This is a genomic window from Fibrobacter sp. UWS1 (genome assembly GCF_002300445.1).
GTDB classification, from domain to species: Bacteria; Fibrobacterota; Fibrobacteria; order Fibrobacterales; family Fibrobacteraceae; genus Hallerella; species Hallerella intestinalis.
This window is the reverse complement of the sequence record NZ_NSGW01000001.1, coordinates 252985-269936: the sequence shown is the minus strand read 5'-3', so window position 1 is coordinate 269936 and position 16952 is coordinate 252985. Positions and strand designations below refer to the sequence as shown.

Annotated in this window: 12 protein-coding genes and 2 pseudogenes; 6 read left to right on the top strand and 8 right to left on the bottom strand. The window is 51.3% G+C overall.

The window, feature by feature from the left end; genetic code table 11:
* The first annotated feature begins 55 nt into the window (after positions 1-55).
* Positions 56-1408 (top strand): MBOAT family protein, encoded by a 1353-nt coding sequence (locus BGX14_RS01085; protein ID WP_233126362.1) that lies wholly within the window; start codon positions 56-58, stop codon positions 1406-1408.
* Here BGX14_RS01085 and BGX14_RS01080 read toward each other — a convergent pair.
* The 3 genes from BGX14_RS01080 to BGX14_RS01070 all read right to left on the bottom strand — a co-directional run bounded on the left by BGX14_RS01080 (position 1399) and on the right by BGX14_RS01070 (position 5281).
* Positions 1399-3690 carry an ATP-binding cassette domain-containing protein gene (locus tag BGX14_RS01080; RefSeq protein WP_233126361.1) on the bottom strand — a complete coding sequence of 764 codons (2292 nt, stop codon included), beginning with the start codon at positions 3688-3690 and terminating at the stop codon, positions 1399-1401. The genes BGX14_RS01085 and BGX14_RS01080 overlap by 10 nt on opposite strands.
* Positions 3691-3755: 65 nt before the next feature.
* A complete protein-coding gene (locus BGX14_RS01075) occupies positions 3756-4349 on the bottom strand; it encodes a hypothetical protein (RefSeq protein WP_095878818.1) in 594 nt (197 codons plus the stop codon).
* Positions 4346-5281 (bottom strand): YihY/virulence factor BrkB family protein, encoded by a 936-nt coding sequence (locus BGX14_RS01070; protein ID WP_073306157.1) that lies wholly within the window; start codon positions 5279-5281, stop codon positions 4346-4348. The genes BGX14_RS01075 and BGX14_RS01070 overlap by 4 nt, the downstream gene beginning before the upstream one ends.
* A gap of 83 nt (positions 5282-5364) precedes the next feature.
* Between BGX14_RS01070 and BGX14_RS01065 the strand changes: the two genes are divergently transcribed.
* The 3 genes from BGX14_RS01065 to BGX14_RS01055 are packed head-to-tail and all read left to right on the top strand — an operon-like array spanning position 5365 to position 8209.
* Positions 5365-6243, top strand: coding sequence for a hypothetical protein (locus tag BGX14_RS01065; protein ID WP_143394068.1), 879 nt, complete (start codon positions 5365-5367; stop codon positions 6241-6243).
* A gap of 11 nt (positions 6244-6254) precedes the next feature.
* Positions 6255-7259, top strand: a complete 1005-nt coding sequence (locus tag BGX14_RS01060; RefSeq protein WP_073306155.1) for a diacylglycerol kinase family protein — start codon at positions 6255-6257, stop codon at positions 7257-7259.
* Positions 7256-8209, top strand: a complete 954-nt coding sequence (locus BGX14_RS01055; RefSeq protein WP_078776347.1) for a UDP-3-O-(3-hydroxymyristoyl)glucosamine N-acyltransferase — start codon at positions 7256-7258, stop codon at positions 8207-8209. Before BGX14_RS01060 ends, BGX14_RS01055 begins: the two co-directional genes overlap by 4 nt.
* A gap of 175 nt (positions 8210-8384) precedes the next feature.
* Here BGX14_RS01055 and BGX14_RS01050 read toward each other — a convergent pair.
* Together BGX14_RS01050 and BGX14_RS01045 are read right to left on the bottom strand one after the other, a co-directional pair.
* Positions 8385-9648: pseudogene (locus BGX14_RS01050) on the bottom strand (transposase).
* A gap of 114 nt (positions 9649-9762) precedes the next feature.
* On the bottom strand, positions 9763-10698 hold the full coding sequence (locus tag BGX14_RS01045; RefSeq protein ID WP_095878816.1) for an IS30 family transposase: 936 nt from the start codon (positions 10696-10698) through the stop codon (positions 9763-9765).
* Positions 10699-10823: 125 nt separating this feature from the next.
* Here BGX14_RS01045 and BGX14_RS01040 point away from each other — a divergent pair.
* Positions 10824-11099: pseudogene (locus BGX14_RS01040) on the top strand (hypothetical protein); the annotation flags it as partial.
* Positions 11100-11395: 296 nt separating this feature from the next.
* Positions 11396-11980, top strand: coding sequence for a uracil-DNA glycosylase family protein (locus tag BGX14_RS01035; protein WP_073304602.1), 585 nt, complete (start codon positions 11396-11398; stop codon positions 11978-11980).
* A gap of 51 nt (positions 11981-12031) precedes the next feature.
* Here BGX14_RS01035 and BGX14_RS01030 read toward each other — a convergent pair whose 3' ends face one another.
* From BGX14_RS01030 to BGX14_RS01020, 3 genes are read right to left on the bottom strand one after another with little or no spacing between them, the layout of a single operon-like run.
* On the bottom strand, positions 12032-13879 hold the full coding sequence (locus BGX14_RS01030; protein WP_073304604.1) for an MBOAT family protein: 1848 nt from the start codon (positions 13877-13879) through the stop codon (positions 12032-12034).
* Positions 13876-15330 carry a GDSL-type esterase/lipase family protein gene (locus BGX14_RS01025; RefSeq protein WP_073304605.1) on the bottom strand — a complete coding sequence of 485 codons (1455 nt, stop codon included), beginning with the start codon at positions 15328-15330 and terminating at the stop codon, positions 13876-13878. Before BGX14_RS01025 ends, BGX14_RS01030 begins: the two co-directional genes overlap by 4 nt.
* The gene (locus BGX14_RS01020) at positions 15327-16952 is read right to left on the bottom strand and encodes a GDSL-type esterase/lipase family protein (protein WP_073304607.1); all 1626 of its coding nucleotides are present in this window, start codon (positions 16950-16952) and stop codon (positions 15327-15329) included. The genes BGX14_RS01025 and BGX14_RS01020 overlap by 4 nt, the downstream gene beginning before the upstream one ends.

Sequence of the window (16952 nt, the reverse complement as noted above, 5' to 3'; positions counted from 1 at the left end):
GTCCCAGATTTTCCTTTTCTACTTTCTCCCGCTTTTTTTCGCCGGCTATTATTTTTTGCTCTGGCGAAAGGCGAAGCATTCCACGCTGAATTTTTTCATCACCGTATTCAGTTACATTTTTTACGGGTGGATGGAGCCGCGGCTCGTCCTGCTGATGTTCGGGACGACTCTTTTGAATTATGTCGCTGGCAAATGGATTTCTGCGCCGGGAGCTTCGTCTTTGAAGCGCAACTCTTCCTTGACGATTTCGATTCTGGTGAATTTGGGAACTCTCGGCTTTTTCAAGTATTATATGTTTGCGATGGGCGGGGTCAATGCGGTCGTCCAATCTTTGGGCGGGGAGCCGTTTACCGTTCTGCGGGTTCTGTTGCCGGTGGGCATTTCCTTTTACACTTTCCAGGCGATGAGCTATACGGTGGATGTCTGGCGCGGGGATGCGCCCCCGGTCAAAAATTTTGCGACTTTCGCCTGCTATGTTTCGCTTTTTCCGCAGCTGGTCGCCGGGCCGATTGTCCGCTATAACACTGTCGCCGAAGAGCTGGATTCCCGAAAGCATTCGTGGGAAAATTGGATGCGGGGCATGACCTATTTCTGCCTGGGGTTCGCTAAAAAAATTTTGATTGCGAATCAGGTCGGGGTGATTGCCGACCGTGTGTTTGAAGCGGATTCTCCCGGCATTTTGAATGCCTGGTGGGGCTCTCTCGCCTACATGATGCAGATTTACTTTGATTTTTCCGCTTATTCCGATATGGCCGTGGGACTGGGACTCATGCTGGGTTTCCATTTCCCGCGGAATTTCAACGGGCCGTATCGTTCGGGGAGCATTTCCGAATTCTGGAGCCGCTGGCACATTTCGCTAACGACGTGGCTTAAGGACTATCTCTATATTCCGCTTGGAGGAAATCGGGTCGCTCGCTGGCGGGTCTATCTGAATCTTTTTTTGGTGATGTTCGCATCGGGAGTCTGGCATGGGGCGGCGATGACGTTTATCTGCTGGGGACTTTATCATGCGTTCTTTATGATTGTGGAACGCGTCAATGGAAAACGCGCTCTCTATTTCAAATTCCCGCGCCTTGCGCAAGTTCTTTTGACGCAGGTTATCGTGCTGTTTGGCTGGGTGCTTTTCCGCGCTGCCGACATTTCGTCGGCGTTGAAAATGTGGAAATCCATGCTGGGGCTTTCCGCTGTGAATCCGGCGGATCCGATTCTTTTTGCCGAAGTGTTCACGCCGACTTCCGTCGTGTTTATGCTGTTGGCTCTTGTCTATGCGTTTTCGCCGATTCGGGCTTTTGAATGGTGCCAAAAAATCAGCGTTCCCCGGTTGGTGACGGCGTTTGCCCTATTTGCGTTTGCCGTTCTCGCCCTGTTTACGCAGACTTATAATCCGTTCCTGTATTTTCAGTTCTGAACCCGTTTGAGAATGCAGCGGTAATCGGCTTTTTGCAGAAAATCTTCCTGGTGCTCGATGGCGATGACGGTATGTCCGTTTTGGCAGAGTTCCTGAATGAGGGCGAGCATTTTGTCGATATCGCTTTTGTGCAGTCCTCGCGCGGGTTCGTCAAAGAGAAAAAGGGTGTTCGGGAATTTGGCGCGGGCAAGTGCCTGCGAAAGTTTGAGGCGAGCCGCTTCTCCGCCGGAAAGGTTTGTGGTGGGCTGCCCCAATCGCAAGTAGCCAAGCCCGGTTCGGATAAGCGGGGAAAGCTTGTCGGTGAATTTGTTTGCAAAATGGAAAATCGTGGCGGCTTTTTCGATGGTCAGGTCCAGAACGTCGGCATAGGAAAGGGTTTTGAACCGGATTTCCAGAATCTCGTCGCGGAAGCGTTTTCCTTGGCAGACGGGGCAGACGCTTTCTTCGTAACCGGACGGGTCGCGAATGACGCCTTCGCCCTTGCAGGTTTCGCAACGCCCGCCGGGAATTGCCGTGCTGAATCGGGACGGGGAATATCCCTTGATTTTGCTTTCGGGAAGTTGGGCGAAGAGGTCGCGAAAAAGCGGTGCGATGCCGATGGCGCTCGCGATGGTGCTGCGTCGATTTTTGAAGAATCCGCGAGAGCTCAACAAGGAAATGTTTTGAATCCCCAGAGTTTTAAATTCGCCGCGAAAAAATCGCGGAAGAATGTTCTGGAATAAAAGAGTACTTTTGCCGCTGCCGCTTTCTCCGGAAATGACGCTGAACTTGCCTATGGGAAAGTCGGCGGATACGGGCAGCATGTCGTAAAGGCGGAAGTTCTGGACGGCGATGCGGGATGGGGATTTGCCAGCGTTTTTCGTCGCTTGCGTTTTTTTCGCCAGTTCCCGCAACCATTTTCCCGTGGGGGAATCCGCTTGGCGAATCAGTTCTTGGGGCGTTCCTTGAAAAAGAATTTCGCCGCCGAGTTCGCCGGACCCTGGACCCATTTCAATCACTTTGTCCGCTTTGCCGATCAAGTAGGGATTGTGTTCGATAAGGACCAGCGTGTTGCCTCGGTCGCGGATTTCTTCAAAGATTTTCCACAGCTTTTCGACATCGGTTTTGAAAAGCCCGCAAGAAGGTTCGTCCAGACAAATGCACATCCCGTCCAAGTGTCCCGTCGCCAAAGGGGAAAGTCGCAAGCGGCTGAGTTCGCCTCCGGAAAGGGTGCTGCCGATGCGTCCCGCTCCCAAATAGCCTAGCCCGATTTTATTTACGGCTCGAATGCGGGCGAGCAGCGTTTCGGCGGTGCTCTTTAGGTATTCCGGCAGAAGGCCTTCAAAAAGATTTTGAAAACGCGATTCCAACTCCGAAAAGGAGGATTCCAAAATTTGCTTCCAGCTCGTTTCGCGAATGCTGGAGGCGAGGATTTGCGGTTGCAGGCGGAGCCCGTGGCAGTCCGGGCAAAGGATTTGCACATGTTCTTTGTTTTCTCCCTGCTCGCTTTCGATTTCGCCGTCTCCATGGCAAGTCGGGCATTTGTATCGCGGAGAATGCGGGGACAGGTCGGCGGGATCGATGGGCGCAGAAGTCGTGTGGTGTTCGGCGCAATAAGGCACCGTGCTGAAAATCTCTCGGTTCTTGCCGTTGTCCAAAATCACTTGTGTGCGGGAAAAACGCAAAGTGGCATCTACCGCTTCGGCGATGCGGGTCCGGACTCCTTCGCGGATAACGACGCGGTCCAGTACGACAAAGATTTCTTGCGGTTTTAAAAGACGTTCGGCGGAGGTCAGGTCGCCCAGGGAATAGTTCACCCCGTCGGCGATAATCCGGGCGTAACCTTGCGAGAGAAGAGTTGCGGAAAGGGCGTCCAGCGTCAGCCCTGCGGATTCGATTTTGGCCAGAAATTGCAGCCGACTGCCCGGTTCGCTCTGGCAAATTTTGACGATGATTTCTTCGCGGGAAAAACTTCGCATCGGCTTTCCGCATACAGGGCAGGCGGGACTTGCCAAAGCCGCCCAGAGGATTCGCAAGGGAAGGCCGCACTCGGAAAGGGAAAGCGGGCTGGACTTTGCCGAAGCTTCGCCGCGGGATGCCGAAATGGCGATGCTCGGGTGAAGCCCGTCGGCGCTGTCGAGGGGAATGCTGGTTTTTCCGCCCAGGATCCGGATGGCAAAAGGACTGAGCGTTTCCAGATAGCGCCTTCGGCTTTCGCCATGGAGAACGTCCATGACCAGAGTCGATTTTCCACAGCCGGAGGGACCGCAGACGACAGAAATTTTTCCCAGAGGAAAATCCACATCCAGATTTTTCAGATTGCGGAGGTGGGCTCCGCGCAGGGAAATCGGGCGTTCTTCGGCGGGCTTCAGAATTCGCTCCAGTTGATAAAGACGGCTCCGAAGGGCGTATTGAAATCGCCGTTGGAAAAACCGTCTTCGGAAATGCCCAGGAAGAATCGATAACCGCCGCCGATACCGATTTCGAGGGTACGGGTGATTTTATAGTTGAAGTGCAGAGCGGCGTCGCCCATAAAAAATCCATCGTCCGCTTTGGAATTTTCGGAACCCTGCTTGCTGATGTTTGTGAATCCCGCACCGGCGGTCAGTGGAACGGAAATCGAAAAATCGTTGTAGGCAAAGGGTTTCAGCTCGGTAAAAATGCCCAGCGATTTGTAATCCACCGAAATTTTTTTCCCGCCTTTTTGCAGATTGACGTCATTTGCGACCGTAGAGGCGTATAATCCCAAGCGAAAGAGCGGATGGAAAGAAACGCCGCCGTGGATGGAAAAAGCAATCGATCCGTCTTCGAGAAGCAGGATGTTGTTCGCTTCAAATCCGACAAATGTCTTGACCGTTTTTTCGGAACGCGCCACTTCGTCCGTGTCGGTGAGAACGGTGATTTCGGCATTTGCCGTGGAAATGCCTAACGCTAGAGCTAGAATCCAGAATGTTTTTTTCATAGGTTCCCTTCGGTTTTCACCCAGTTCCATTTTTTGGAACCCGATTTCGGCCAGGAATAGATGGTCCACACCAGACAGTTCCCGTAGAGCATGATTGCCCAAAAACCAAAGGCAAAGAGCAGCACGAGCGGAATGAATGCCAGCGACCCGTAAAACAGCGACATCCTGCTGACCAGATTTTTTTGCAGCATGATGAGGATGATCAAATAACCGCAGGTGCAGACCCAAATGCCGAGGCTCACGACCAGCGATGGCCAAAAAAGTTTTTTATACGAATAGTGGCCTTTCCGGTAGGGGAGCAGGTAGAGGGCGAAAAAAATGAGAGCGACAAAAATCACGTTCATCGTAAACGTCCAAAAAGTGCTCATGATTTGCGGAACGGTTTCGGCGGTTAGAAACTTTCCGTTGTGCGCGATATCCAAAAGCCCGATTTTCAGATGATTGACGAACATGGCGAAAAAGGCGAAGCCTAGAGCGGCGATTAAAAGCAGCGGCGTGTAGGCGACAAATTGCTTGAAGAACGGCCTGGATGTCTGGTTTTCCCAGACGACGTTCATATTGACTTCCAGATTGCCAATGGCAAAGATGTAAGTGATGAACAGCGATATGGAACCGATGGCGCCCAGGGTCTGCAAATGGATGTGCTCGGTATTTTCCAGAAGCGGCATGATGTCGTCCAGTGGAAGCCCGAGCGAAAAGAACTGGTCCAGAACGGGCAGGTAGGTGTTGAAAAAAGAACCCAGCCCCAAAGAAAGCGAAATCGCGGTGAGCAAAATCAGAAAAGGAATGACGGCGAGAAAAGACGTGTATGTCATCGCCGCAGCCCGGATGGTGCCGTGATGAAAAAGAAACGCCTTTGTCGAAACGATGATCACGCGAAGCGGAATGGGCCATTTATGGGTGATTCTGTCAATCTTCTGTTCAAGAGGCATTTCGCAGGATTCCTAAAATCTGAAAAGTAAATATTAGCAAAGTTTGTTATACTTGTTGTGTGAAAATTCGAGTTTTTTCCTGCTTGCTGCCTGTTGTATTTCTTTTCGCCTGTGGTGGAGAATGGGTCGCTGAAGAATCGTCGAAAGTTTCTTGTGATATTTCGGATGTGCCTTTTTCGACCGCACAAAAAATTTCCCTTTCGGCGGATGGAGAAAAGCTTTATATTTTGGATCGTTACGGCCATGCCTACGCGTATTCGCGGAACGAGGCGAGAACTTGCGCTTATGAATTGGACAGGACTCCGGAAAATCCCGACGGCGAAATTCCGGTATCGATGGCGGAGAATATCGAAAAGGTCGGATCGTTCCTGTATTATTACGACGGCATTTCCGTTTTGCGCTATGACGATGCGGAGTTTTCTTGCGATATTTCTTTGAATGCTTTTGCGCTGACTCCTTCCTTTGTTTACTATGCGCCCTCTGCGGGACTGGGAAAAAATCGCATCACGGCGACGGGCTGCGTCAAAACAAATGTTTCCTTTTCTGCCGCGCGGGTGATGGCTTTGGACGCTTCTGCGGACAGGATTGTCACCGTGGAAACTTCTGGAGCCTTGTCGGATCCGCCACAGCGTCTGGTGATTTATGATGAAGATGGGAATGCGCTCGCGCGTTCCGCTTTGGCTGCGGACGATGTGAATAATTCCCTGCATTTTTGTTCGGCGACCCGGGTGCGTTTTGGCGCGGCTTTTGTGGCGCTTCTCGATGTGAAATGCGGCTATCTCGGCGTTTTTAGTTTGGACGGAGAATTGATGCATCGTCTGGATCTTTCGGAAATGGGAATTCGCAACGCTGTGGATATGGACATTGCCCGGGACGATCTTTTCCTTTTGACTTCCAGCTCGGTCTATCCGCTTTATTTTTTGGATTTCTCGTCGTTCGCTTTTGGCGAAGAAAGAATGTAGATTGTGACTATATGCTCAAGTTCAGCTTTTTAATCAATCCGATTAGCGGAGGCGGACAAGGAAAATCCATTCTCAAGTTCGTTCCCGAAATTATGCATTCCATGGATTTTGACGATGCGGAATGGAAAGCGGAATTGACAGAGGGGAGTCGCCTGCGGGAACAGATCCGGGAATGCGCGGAAGAAACGGAAACGCTGATAGCGGTTGGTGGCGACGGCACGATGTCCACGATTTTATCCGTCATGCTGGAATCGGGACTTGCCGATAAAGTGCGGCTCGGCTTGATTCCGCTGGGTACCGGAAACGATTTGGCGCGAGTCTTGAATTTATACGAAACCTTTGTCAATAAGGGACTTCTTTTTTTGGTGAGGAAGCTTGTGCAGGCAAGGCACAGGCCTTTCGATATTTGGAAAGTCAATGGGAAATTTGTGCTGGCGAATTATTTTTCGAGCGGAATCGACGCCCGGATTGCGCACGATTTCAATGCGGACAGGGCTTCCGGAAAAATTTCCAGCTCGTCGGTTCTGGCAAATAAAATGCACTATGTGAAACGATTTTTTGCGGACCGGCGGCATTGCCTGGGCGAAGCGGAGCTCCGTTTTTGCGACAAAGAAGGCTGTTGGAAATTCCGGGATGTGTCCGGTTTTCGGACGGTGATTGTCGGCAATATCCCGAGTTTTGCTTCGGGGGCGAATCCTTTTGACGGCGGCGATATGGCGGACGGGCTTTTGGAAGTCGTTCCCGTTCCCAACATGAATTCTTTTTTCGGCGCTTTGGCTCTAGGAACCTTTCCGCTCATCGGAAAACTTTACAAGCGTTTCTTTTTGAAAACCTATCATGCGAAAGAAATCATTTTGCGGACTTCTCAACAGGAATTTCACCAGCTCGACGGCGACGATTTGACGCACCGCGTCGGCTCGGAGATTCGCATTGAATATGGATGCCGCGTGCAAATGCTGACTCTGGAACCGGGAAACCGCTTTCCTTCGAGTAGAGAAAACAGGGCTGTTTTATGAAAATGACGACGGCGGAAACTCTGGCCAATTGGCTCGGCACGAAAATCGAATACCAGCAAAGTCCAACGAATTTTGCGATTTCGGGATTTGCCCCGCTTTCCATGGCTCAAAAAAATCAGGTTTCGTTCTGGACGGGAAAATCGGTGGCGGGGGAATTGCGCAATACTGAAGCAGGACTCCTTCTGGTTCCTAAGGATTTTGCGGGTGCGCCTTCTGTCGGCGCTTTGGCGCGGGTGGAAAATCCCTATGCGGCGATGGTTCGTGTGGTCGAATTTCTCCATGAAGAAGAAGCGTTGCCGCGTTGCGTGCCCGCTTCGGCAAAAGTACACGAGTCTGCGGTCGTCGAGGGCGTTGTCGAAGAAAATGTGCAAATCGGGCCGCATTGCGTGGTCATGCGAGGCGCAAAAATCGGGCGGGGAACGGTTTTAGAGGCCAATGTGACTGTTTACGGAAATGTGCAAATCGGAGAAAATTGCGTTTTGCAGGCGGGGGTTGTCATCGGTTCGCGCGGCTTTGGATTTTACACGGATACGGATGGCGTGCGAAAAATGGTTCCTCACCGGAGCGGAGTCCGCATTGGAAATTTTTGTGAATTTGGAGCCAATTCTGTTGTGGCGGCGGGTTTTCTGTCTCCGACAACCATTGGAAACCATTGCCATTTCGATTCCTTTGTGCAAATCGGGCACAATTGCCGGGTGGGAAACAATGTGTATATGGCGTCCCAGTCGGGGCTTGGCGGGACGACGCTTGTGGAAGACGATTGCGAATTTGCCGGGGGAGCGCAAATTGCGGGGCATTTGACTATTGGGCGCGGGGCGGTTATCGCGGCAAAAGCCGGAGTGACCAAAAGTGTTCCTGCGGGGGCGTTTTATGCGGGTTTTCCTGCCGAACCGGTTGATCGGTGGCGCAGGGGAATTGTCGCCGTCCGTCGTCTAGCGGAAAAGAAATAGGGATTAGGGGTTAGTGCCCTTCGGCTAGTTCGACAAGCAGTTGGAAGTTGGAACTGAGAATTGAGAATTGAGAACTAAGAACTAAGAACTAATTTTCCCTTGTGAAAAGAAATTCTCGTTTTGAAGAAAAAATTTAACGGCGAGTATTTCGTGGAGGATTGTATATAGTCAGCCCTTAAAAAGGCCACTTTGCGAGCGCAGGATAAGGAGGTTCGCCGTTTTTATTCACCCCTTCCCGGCAAAGGAAGCAACAGTATAGCCATTCCAACAGAACAAAAAAGCGCCTCATGACCCTCTTGAAGTTGAACGCTGCTGCTGCAAGCTTTGCGTTGAGCATGTCGCCAAAGATTCCCTTGTAGAAGTTGCGACCCATGCGGTGGTCGCTTTTCAAGTGACCATTGATTGGTTCGATGCCAGCCCTCTTGCAAAAAAGCTTGTGAGCCTTTTTCTTCTGGTAGTAAGTCGCGTTTTTCTTCGGAACGTCCGGTATCACGATCTTTGTCGTGCCGGATTCCTTTTGTCCGCGGTAGCCTCGGTCGCATGCAGCCCGGCTAGGCCTGAAACCGAGCATTTGTTCAACATGGTCAAGCGTATCGTCTATCGTATGTCCGTCATACTCGTCCCTGAACGCGACCGCGCCGACAATGATGCCGCTGTAGCTCCGGGCGATTGACACCTTGTTGCCGAACTCGTATTTCTTGTGTTCCTTGCCCTTGCCGATGCATTTTACTTCGGGCTCGTGTAGCGAATAGACCTTGTCCTTGTCGCACCTCTTCTGCTCCAAAACTTTTTTGAAAAGCTCGATTTTTCCTTTGTACGTACCCGACAGATTTTTCTTCGAAAGATTCCGTTCCATTTCGCGGACGAGCCGACCCGCGATGGTTTTCAGTCTGCGGAAGGCCGTGTTCTTCCACTATTTTCTGTACCTGTTCTATTATCTTGTTTGTAAGTTTGGCGTCTGTAGGGAACGTGATGTTCTTTTCCTGCACGGTCGTGTCAAGAAAGACCGTGCCGCATCCTGTCGGTCCTTGTTTATCGTGGTCATCGTTGACACGGATACTTTCCTTGAGGATCATGTCCATGCCCGCTTCGCCAATCATGTGCCGGAAGTGAACAAGTTCGCTCGGGTCGCAGGGTTGCTCCGTCGAGAAGAACCGTTCTCCGCAAAAATACTGGTAATAGGCGTTTTCCTGAAACTGCTCCACGACGGACTCGTCCGATACGTTGCGGATGTGCTTCAGGATGATGAGCCCGGTCATGAGACGGATCGGCTTGTTTGGCGCACCCATTTTGTCGTCAAACCGTTTCGAAAACTCGGTCTCGAACTTGTTCCAGTCAATCTTGTTCGCGAGAACGTAGAGGGAATGCTTGTGGTTCAACTGCTCCTCAAGGGAACAGAAAAGGCTTGTCTGTGCGTGGGATTTTGGCGGTCTGTACATGGGAAAAATTGCAAGGTTTTCAGTCATATTTTAGAAACCCTTGCAATATTTTCACAGGGTAGAAATCAGTTTTTCCCAATAGTTATGCGGGCTGGGCGGGATTTTAAGGGATGACTAAATATACTCTAAAGGGGTCATAAAGTCAAGCCTTTTTCGAGGCCTGTTGTTCAGTTTATCCTGTATCCAGCGAACTTTCCGGGGAGAGATTCCCTTGAACGACTCCTTCTTGGGAAGATATTGGCGTATTAGACCGTTCATGTTCTCGTTGGCACCGCGCTCCCAGGAGTGGTACGGGTTCGCAAAGTAGTAATCCGCCTTCATAGCTTTCGCTATTTCTGCGTGACAGGCGAACTCCTTCCCGTTGTCCGAAGTGATTGTGAGAATCTTGACTTCGAACGTTTTCTCAAAGTCCTTCAGCGCCCTCACAAGCGTTCTCTTCAGGTCTTTCGCGTTCTTCGTCGGAAGATACCTTATCAGGCTGTAATTCGTCATCCTGTCGTTGATCGTGAGCAGGTTCGCGTCATGGTCCGCGCTGTTTATCAGGTCTATCTCGATGTCGCCTACGCGTGATTTCTCGTCCACGATTGCCGGACGTTCCTCGATGGGCACGCGGCCTACAATCTGGCCTCTCTTGTCCTTCTTCTCCCCGCGCTTACGGTATGGTTTCTTGCCGTGCCGCAAGTGCTTCTTCAGGTCCTCGTCCTTGTTCACATGCCTGTATATCGTGGCGACGCTAGGGACACCCATCCCATCGAGTTTCGCGCGTCCGTTCACCTGTTCGGGAGAGTAGTCTTCCTTGATTTTCCCGTCCACGATTTTCCAGTCGTCCTCGTCGTAGTCGTAATGCAGGTGACTTGTCGCGGCAAGGAGGTCTGCCCGTTCCTGCGACTTGACCGGGTCGTAATGCTGGCGGCCGCCGCCCCTGTTTAGTTCCCTGTAGATTGTGGATTTGTGGACCTTCAGCTGCAAGGCTATGTTTTTCGGGGGGATCTTTGCCGCATTGAGCGCTCGTATTTCGTATCTTTGTGCTTGGTTGAGACTCACCGCCATGTCCTTTTTTGGTAGAATCGGCAAGGTAGAAAAGTTTCGGCCAGGTTCCCCAGGGGCTAGCCCTAGGGAACTTTTTTTCTTCCCGATTCAACCTATATCAGTCGCATTGACGGTGAAAATTCGCGTGGTTCATGTTGTTGGTGTTCCTGCTGGCGGGGCTTATGCGCACCATCAAGGAGCCTGTGCTGGCCGCCTGGATGAACGACCATGTGGATGAGAAAATGCGCGCCACAGTCTTTTCCACCAGCGGACAGCTGGACTCTTTCGGGCAGATCATCGGCGGGCCTATTGTGGGGCTGGTAGCCCAGCAGGTGTCCATACCCTGGGGGCTGGTCTGTACCGCTTTCCTGCTGTTGCCCGCGCTGTTCTTAGTGCCGGTGGCGGGAAAGAAGCGGGATTGATATGGCATAGTTAAGTTTACTGACGAGCGGGAGATTACTTCCGCTCGTCTTCATTTAGTAGCGCAAAATTTGAGGACTCTTTATTTCCTTATTCGGTATAGCGGAGGCGGCTGCCGTTTTTCCTATGAACCCTAACAACTGACAACTAGCCACTATCTACGGACTTCTCTTCCTCTTTGCTCTTCGGAGAGCGGAAATCCTCGTTTTCAACAATCTGCCTCCCGAACTTATTCCATGTTTTCTTTTCGGAATTTTATTTTTGTGGCGTCTTTAAGGGCAATTAAGGTAAACGCTGTATGTCAAAGATCGAATCCCATCCATTAGAACCCTTTTTGCCGCAAGGCACGAAATTGCTGATGCTCGGCAGTTTTCCGCCTCCGCAGAATCGCTGGTGCATGCCCTTTTACTACCCGAATTTCAACAATGATATGTGGCGGATTTTGGGAAAGGTCTTTTTTGACGAACGCGAACATTTTGTGCTGCCCGCCAAAAAATGTTTTGACAAGTCTTTAATCGAAAGTTTTCTGAAAAAAGTCGGCATCGGTATTTTTGACACGGCTTCTGCGGTCATTCGGGAAAAGGGAAATGCTTCGGACGCATTTCTTCAGGTGGTGACGCCGACGGATGTGCGCTCTATGCTTTTGAAAATTCCACATTGTCTGGCGGTCAATACGACGGGGACTTTGGCGACCGAAACGGTTTGTGCGCATTTTGGAATCGAGGTTCCGCGCGTGGGGGAAAAGGTGCAGTTCTTTCTTGGCGAACGCAAACTTTTCCTTTATCGGACGCCGAGTTCTAGCCGCGCCTATCCGCTCGCATTGGAAAAGAAAGCGGCTGCTTACCGGAAAATGTTCGAAGAACTCGGAATGCTTGCGCTTTAGACAACCTATCAATTTACCCAAGCCGTTTTTAAGCCGCCATCAATCGTCGGCTTAAAATTGGAAATAGATGAACGGCGGCGAGTCGGCACTGGAAAACTGGTAAATGATGACGCAAGAAATGACCGCGCAGACGATAATCGCCCAAAGGGGAAGTTTGCAGAATACAATCCGGTAGAATCGTTTAAATCGGTCGGGAAGCCAATGGATGAGCATTCCCAACGCAAAAACCAGAATAATGGAAAGGTGGGAGTACGCCATTTGCGGGAGGAGCGAAAGGTCCCACGGGCTTCCGATTTGGTGAATCATATTGCGGGCGGTTTCCCAGGCGACTTGATTCGCTTCGGCAGGGTCGAGATTGGAACCGGCTCGGAAGAACAGGCGCGTCGAAGTGATGAAGATGAATGTCAGAATGACGTTCCAAGCAAAGCGCAGGCGGGGGAGCGCTTTTTGGAAAAAAAGTCCGTAGAGCAGCTTGGCGTAAATACCTGCAAAAATGAGTCCGCTCCAGACGGCGACAATTCCCCAAAGCGGCGTGTAATGCCATTTGCAGGCAATGGCCGCGATGGCGGCGATAAAGAACATCAGGATGGCGCGCACTTCGATTTTCTGCTTGCTCCATTGCGTGTTCGCTATCATCCCGAGTCCGTTCAGTCCGCCCCAGATGATGAAATTCCAGCTGGCGCCGTGCCAGAGTCCGCCGATAAGCTGCGTAATCATGGCGTTCATGTGTTTGGCGATTGTCTTGCGGGAGTCCTTTTTGAAGAATGCGCTCAGACCGAGAATCAGGTAAAGAATCCCCAGGGCGAGAGCGACCCAGACGCTTCCCGAAAGCATAATCGCAATGGCGGAAATGATTGCCGTCCAAAAGAACGTGCCGAATCCTGCGCCCCGGTTTCCGCCGAGAGGAATATACACGTAATCGCGTAGCCAGCGGGAAAGGGACATGTGCCAGCGATGCCAAAATTCCGAAGGCTTGTCCGCCTTGTAGGGGCTGTTGAAGTTCTGCGGCAGATGAAATCCCATGAGAAGGGCGACTCCCGTGGCGATGTCCGTGTAACCGGAAAAATCCGCATAGACTTGCAGCGAATAGGCGAAGAGGGCGAGCAGATTTTCAAAACCGGTGAAGAGCAGCGGCGTTTCAAAAACCTTGTCCACAAATTGCGTGGCGAGAAAATCGCTCAGGATGATTTTTTTGGCGAGCCCGTTCAGAATCCAGAAAACGGCGATGCCGAAAGCATGGTGCGAAAGGAAAAATTTTCGGTGCAGCTGGGGAATGAATTTGTCGGCGCGGATGATGGGACCGGCGACGAGTTGCGGAAAGAAGGTCAGGTAAAATCCGAAGTCAAAGAGATTGGAAATCGGTTTGACGGTCTTTTTAAAGACATCGACGCAATAGCTTATCGCCTGGAAAGTAAAGAACGAAATGCCCACGGGCAAAATAATCTGATCGACGAGAGAATGGGCATGGAAAAAGTGATTTCCAGCGGCGGCAAAGAAATTATAGACTTTCAGGTCGATGCCGAAAAGTTCCCGAAGGACGTCCAGAAAAAAGTAGGCATATTTAAAATAGCCGAGAGTCAGCAGATTGATGATGACAAGGACGACCAGCGAAAAGATTTTTTTCCCGCGGTGATCAATCCGGTAAAGAATGTGCCCGCCGATAAAATTGGCCAAAACGCAGAAGGCGAGCAACACCAGATAGCTGCCGCTGGTTTTGTAGTAGAAAAAGAGGCTCGCAAAAAAGAGGAAGGCGTTGCGAAGCAGAATCTTGCTGTGCACCAGGGCGAACAGCGCAAAGACGACGGCAAAAAATGCCCAAAAATAAAACTGCGTAAAAATCAGCGGTTTAGAGGGATCGAACAGGAACAGGCTTTGAAGAAGGCTTATCGGATCCATCATTTTTTGACCTTCTTGGGTACGGTTCGTTTGGATTTGGTTTTCGTGCCTTTCATTTTTTTGGCGGGGGAATTGGCCGTTGGCAAATTCCCGATAGCGGGAAGATTCTGGGGAATTTGCGTGACTTTCGGGGATTCCGGAAGCAAGATCTCCTTGATGGCATCGTAAAAAAGATCGCCCAGAAGTTCATAACCCGCATTTTTGAAATGCACACGGTCTTTTTTGGCGTAGTCCGCAAGCTGCCAGATTTCCATGGATTTGAAACCGCCCATGATGCCGTATAAATCCCAGAAACCGCCTTTGTATTTTTGCGCCAGTTCGCGCATCGCCTGGGCGACGAGAACGCTGTTCAAGTTGGGCTGATTGGAAGACGTCAGATAGCAGTCGTTGTTCGATACGAAGAGGAAGGCGGCGTGGGGCGAGACCGATTGGATGCGCGAGAGGAGAGTGTCGTAATGCGCCTTGAAAAGGTCGGGATTAAAGATATTGACATTCGCGTCGTTGATGCCGATGGCCAAAATGACCAGGTCGGGCTTGGAATATTGCAAATCCCGTTCCAAATTTTCCAAGGAGAGATAGGCGTTCAAGTCCGCGCCATTGACGCCGATGGAGTTATAGGTGAGGCCTGGAAGCGTGTCGCTCAGAAGAATTCCCGTCAGGGTAAAGGAAACCGGAGCCGAAAAAAAGAATGACGAATCCGCAAACAGGGAGTCCACCTGCGGGGACGTGAGGTTCGCGAAAATTTTTCGGAAGTTTTTTTCCTTCTCGGCATTTTCCCAAGGGAAGGTGAGAATCAGCGAATCGGCGCGTCGGGGGAGCGAAAAAACGAAACTGCTGGACGTGGAGTCGTATTTGGGCTTGTACTTTTTTCCGTTTTCGGCCAATTGCAGAACCGGTTCCGTAGAATCGGTCGAAGTGCCAAAGACCCGAACCTGCGTAAAATTCCAAAAATCTTCGCCCGGAATTCGCGTGTTGAGGACGATACGGATTTCGGCGTCCGGGTCGATGGTGGTGACTTCAAACCCCATAAGCCCCAAGGGATGCGGACGCTCCTTGAAAACGCTGCGTTTCCATTTGAAGTGGCCCTTTTTTCGGGAAACGTAACTGATGGGGGTGTTGGAATTGGCCGCCGTATAAGGAAATACGAATCCTCTTCCGGCGGCGGGAATCTGGAGGTCTTTGACCAGTCTTGCGCGAACCCGGTTCGAAATGACATCCGCTTGGATGTGGGACCCGCCGAGATGCAATATGTTGATGTTGCCTTGACCGGTGTAATTCAGGGAATCCAGTTTGTGGAGAAATGGGGCAAGGGCGGCGTTGCCTGCCGGAAATTCAATATGGTTCAGACTGGTGTCTATCGGCAGATTTACCGTTTTGACAGAGAGCGAATCCGCCCAGATGCAGGTGGCGAAAAAAAGCAGCGATACGAGAAAAGGCGTCGCTCGCAAAATCATGGTTCGCTTTCTCCGACGTTATCCAAGGAATCTTCAGTGGAAATTTGATGGATGGGTGTCAGAATCAGCGTGTCGTTTTGCGCGATCAGCGTGTCGGCTTTTGCCGTTTCTTTTTTTAACTGCTGGATTTCTTTGAGCTGGTCGTTTCCGATGTCGTGCTTCTTGCGGAACTGGTAATAGTCAAAGTGGAGCTTGATCGCATTGTAGAAAAGTTCGCCCATGCGCGCTGCGCCGTTGCGGGTGAAGTGGATGTAGTCCGGACCACCGAGCTTTTGCTGGACCCAGGATTTCATCGAATTGTGCCCGCCCATGACGCGATACATATCCCAGTAGGCGCATCCGTTTTTGAGGGCGATTTCCCGGATTTTTTCGACGGTCATTTTCAGGCTTGGAAAGCTGGTCCATTTGCCATTGATTTTTTTGGACATGTCCGCCGGACCGATGAAGAGAATGTCGGCATCGGGTGCCGCTTTGCGAATGGCTTGGATTTGCTTTTCCAGAATGCGTTCCACCCAGTCCAGATTGCTCGAATTGACGCTGGGAACCAGATTGCCTCCGTATTCCAAAAGAATCAGTTTGGCGTTCATCGCTTTCAGTCCAGTCCCCAGAAGCGCATTGTCCATTTTGGTAAAGATGGTTCCGGAGCTGCCGCGCATCGCCACGTTATCGACGGCGATTCCGGATTCCGCGTCCAGAGCGATAGTGTAAAGTTCCGCGTTGCCGGAAACGGTGAGGGTGAGCGATTCGGTTTCGTGCTGCAGATTCCAGGTGTAAACGGACATTCCGGGAAGCGTCGTGATTTCCGGGTCGTTCGCCTGGAATTTCCGCTTCTTTTCGCGCACAAGAGGCGGGAGCGTGTCCTGCGGAATCGTGTCGGAGACAACGGCGGAGTAAATCAGTTTGGTTTTCAGATTGGCCTTGTTGGCGAGCAGGCGAACCTTTTGGAATCGTCCCGCTTGAGGGAAGCCTTTTTGGTGCAGACTCTTTTTGAACGAAAAGGAGGCGCTTCCGTGCAAGTCCGTGACCTGCGCCAGGGGACCATATTTGTTGTGGCGGGCGTGTTCCTTTTCAGGGCCGAAAATGCGGTGTCTTTGTAGGCTGCCCACGCTGTGACTTCCGATGACGAACGTCGGGATGTCGGCGAGGGGCGGAAGCATTCCCGGGCCGGAGCCGCCCCAAAGGGTTTGTGCAGATTCTCGGATGCTCGAAGTGATGCGGTCGCCTTCCAGCTGGGAATCGCCGTAGTGGACAATCCGGACGACTTCTCCGGAGTCTTTCGCTTTGGACACGCGGTCAAAGAAACGGTCGAACCAGCCGGGATTGCTGTCGGGAAAATCGAATCTTGTGGGACCGTTGTTGAAAAAGTCTTCGTAAAAAGCCAGCGAGTCCGCGTATTCGGCGAATTTTCGTGCGCGGGTTTCGGCGAGCATTTGCCGGATCTGCTCTTCCGGATCCACTTGGAGGGAATCTTCCGATGGGTTTTGCGGAAGATTTTCGATTAGGGACGGAAAGCGGAGCGTCAAAGAACCCACGGAAATGCCATTGCTCGGGAAAAAAAGCGAAATGAGCCCCAGCAAGGCAAAAACGGCAAGGATGGCAAAAAGGGTGCGAAAAGGCGACAT

What these genes read in the sequence shown, in the direction of transcription:
- BGX14_RS01060 (WP_073306155.1), top strand. Translation starts at nt 6,255, where the DNA reads ATGCTCAAGTTCAGCTTTTTAATCAATCCGATTAGCGGAGGCGGACAA.
- BGX14_RS01045 (WP_095878816.1), bottom strand. Translation starts at nt 10,698, where the DNA reads ATGGCGGTGAGTCTCAACCAAGCACAAAGATACGAAATACGAGCGCTC.
- BGX14_RS01035 (WP_073304602.1), top strand. Translation starts at nt 11,396, where the DNA reads ATGTCAAAGATCGAATCCCATCCATTAGAACCCTTTTTGCCGCAAGGC.
- BGX14_RS01020 (WP_073304607.1), bottom strand. Translation starts at nt 16,952, where the DNA reads ATGTCGCCTTTTCGCACCCTTTTTGCCATCCTTGCCGTTTTTGCCTTG.
- BGX14_RS01030 (WP_073304604.1), bottom strand. Translation starts at nt 13,879, where the DNA reads ATGATGGATCCGATAAGCCTTCTTCAAAGCCTGTTCCTGTTCGATCCC.
- BGX14_RS01055 (WP_078776347.1), top strand. Translation starts at nt 7,256, where the DNA reads ATGAAAATGACGACGGCGGAAACTCTGGCCAATTGGCTCGGCACGAAA.
- BGX14_RS01025 (WP_073304605.1), bottom strand. Translation starts at nt 15,330, where the DNA reads ATGATTTTGCGAGCGACGCCTTTTCTCGTATCGCTGCTTTTTTTCGCC.
- BGX14_RS01070 (WP_073306157.1), bottom strand. Translation starts at nt 5,281, where the DNA reads ATGCCTCTTGAACAGAAGATTGACAGAATCACCCATAAATGGCCCATT.
- BGX14_RS01075 (WP_095878818.1), bottom strand. Translation starts at nt 4,349, where the DNA reads ATGAAAAAAACATTCTGGATTCTAGCTCTAGCGTTAGGCATTTCCACG.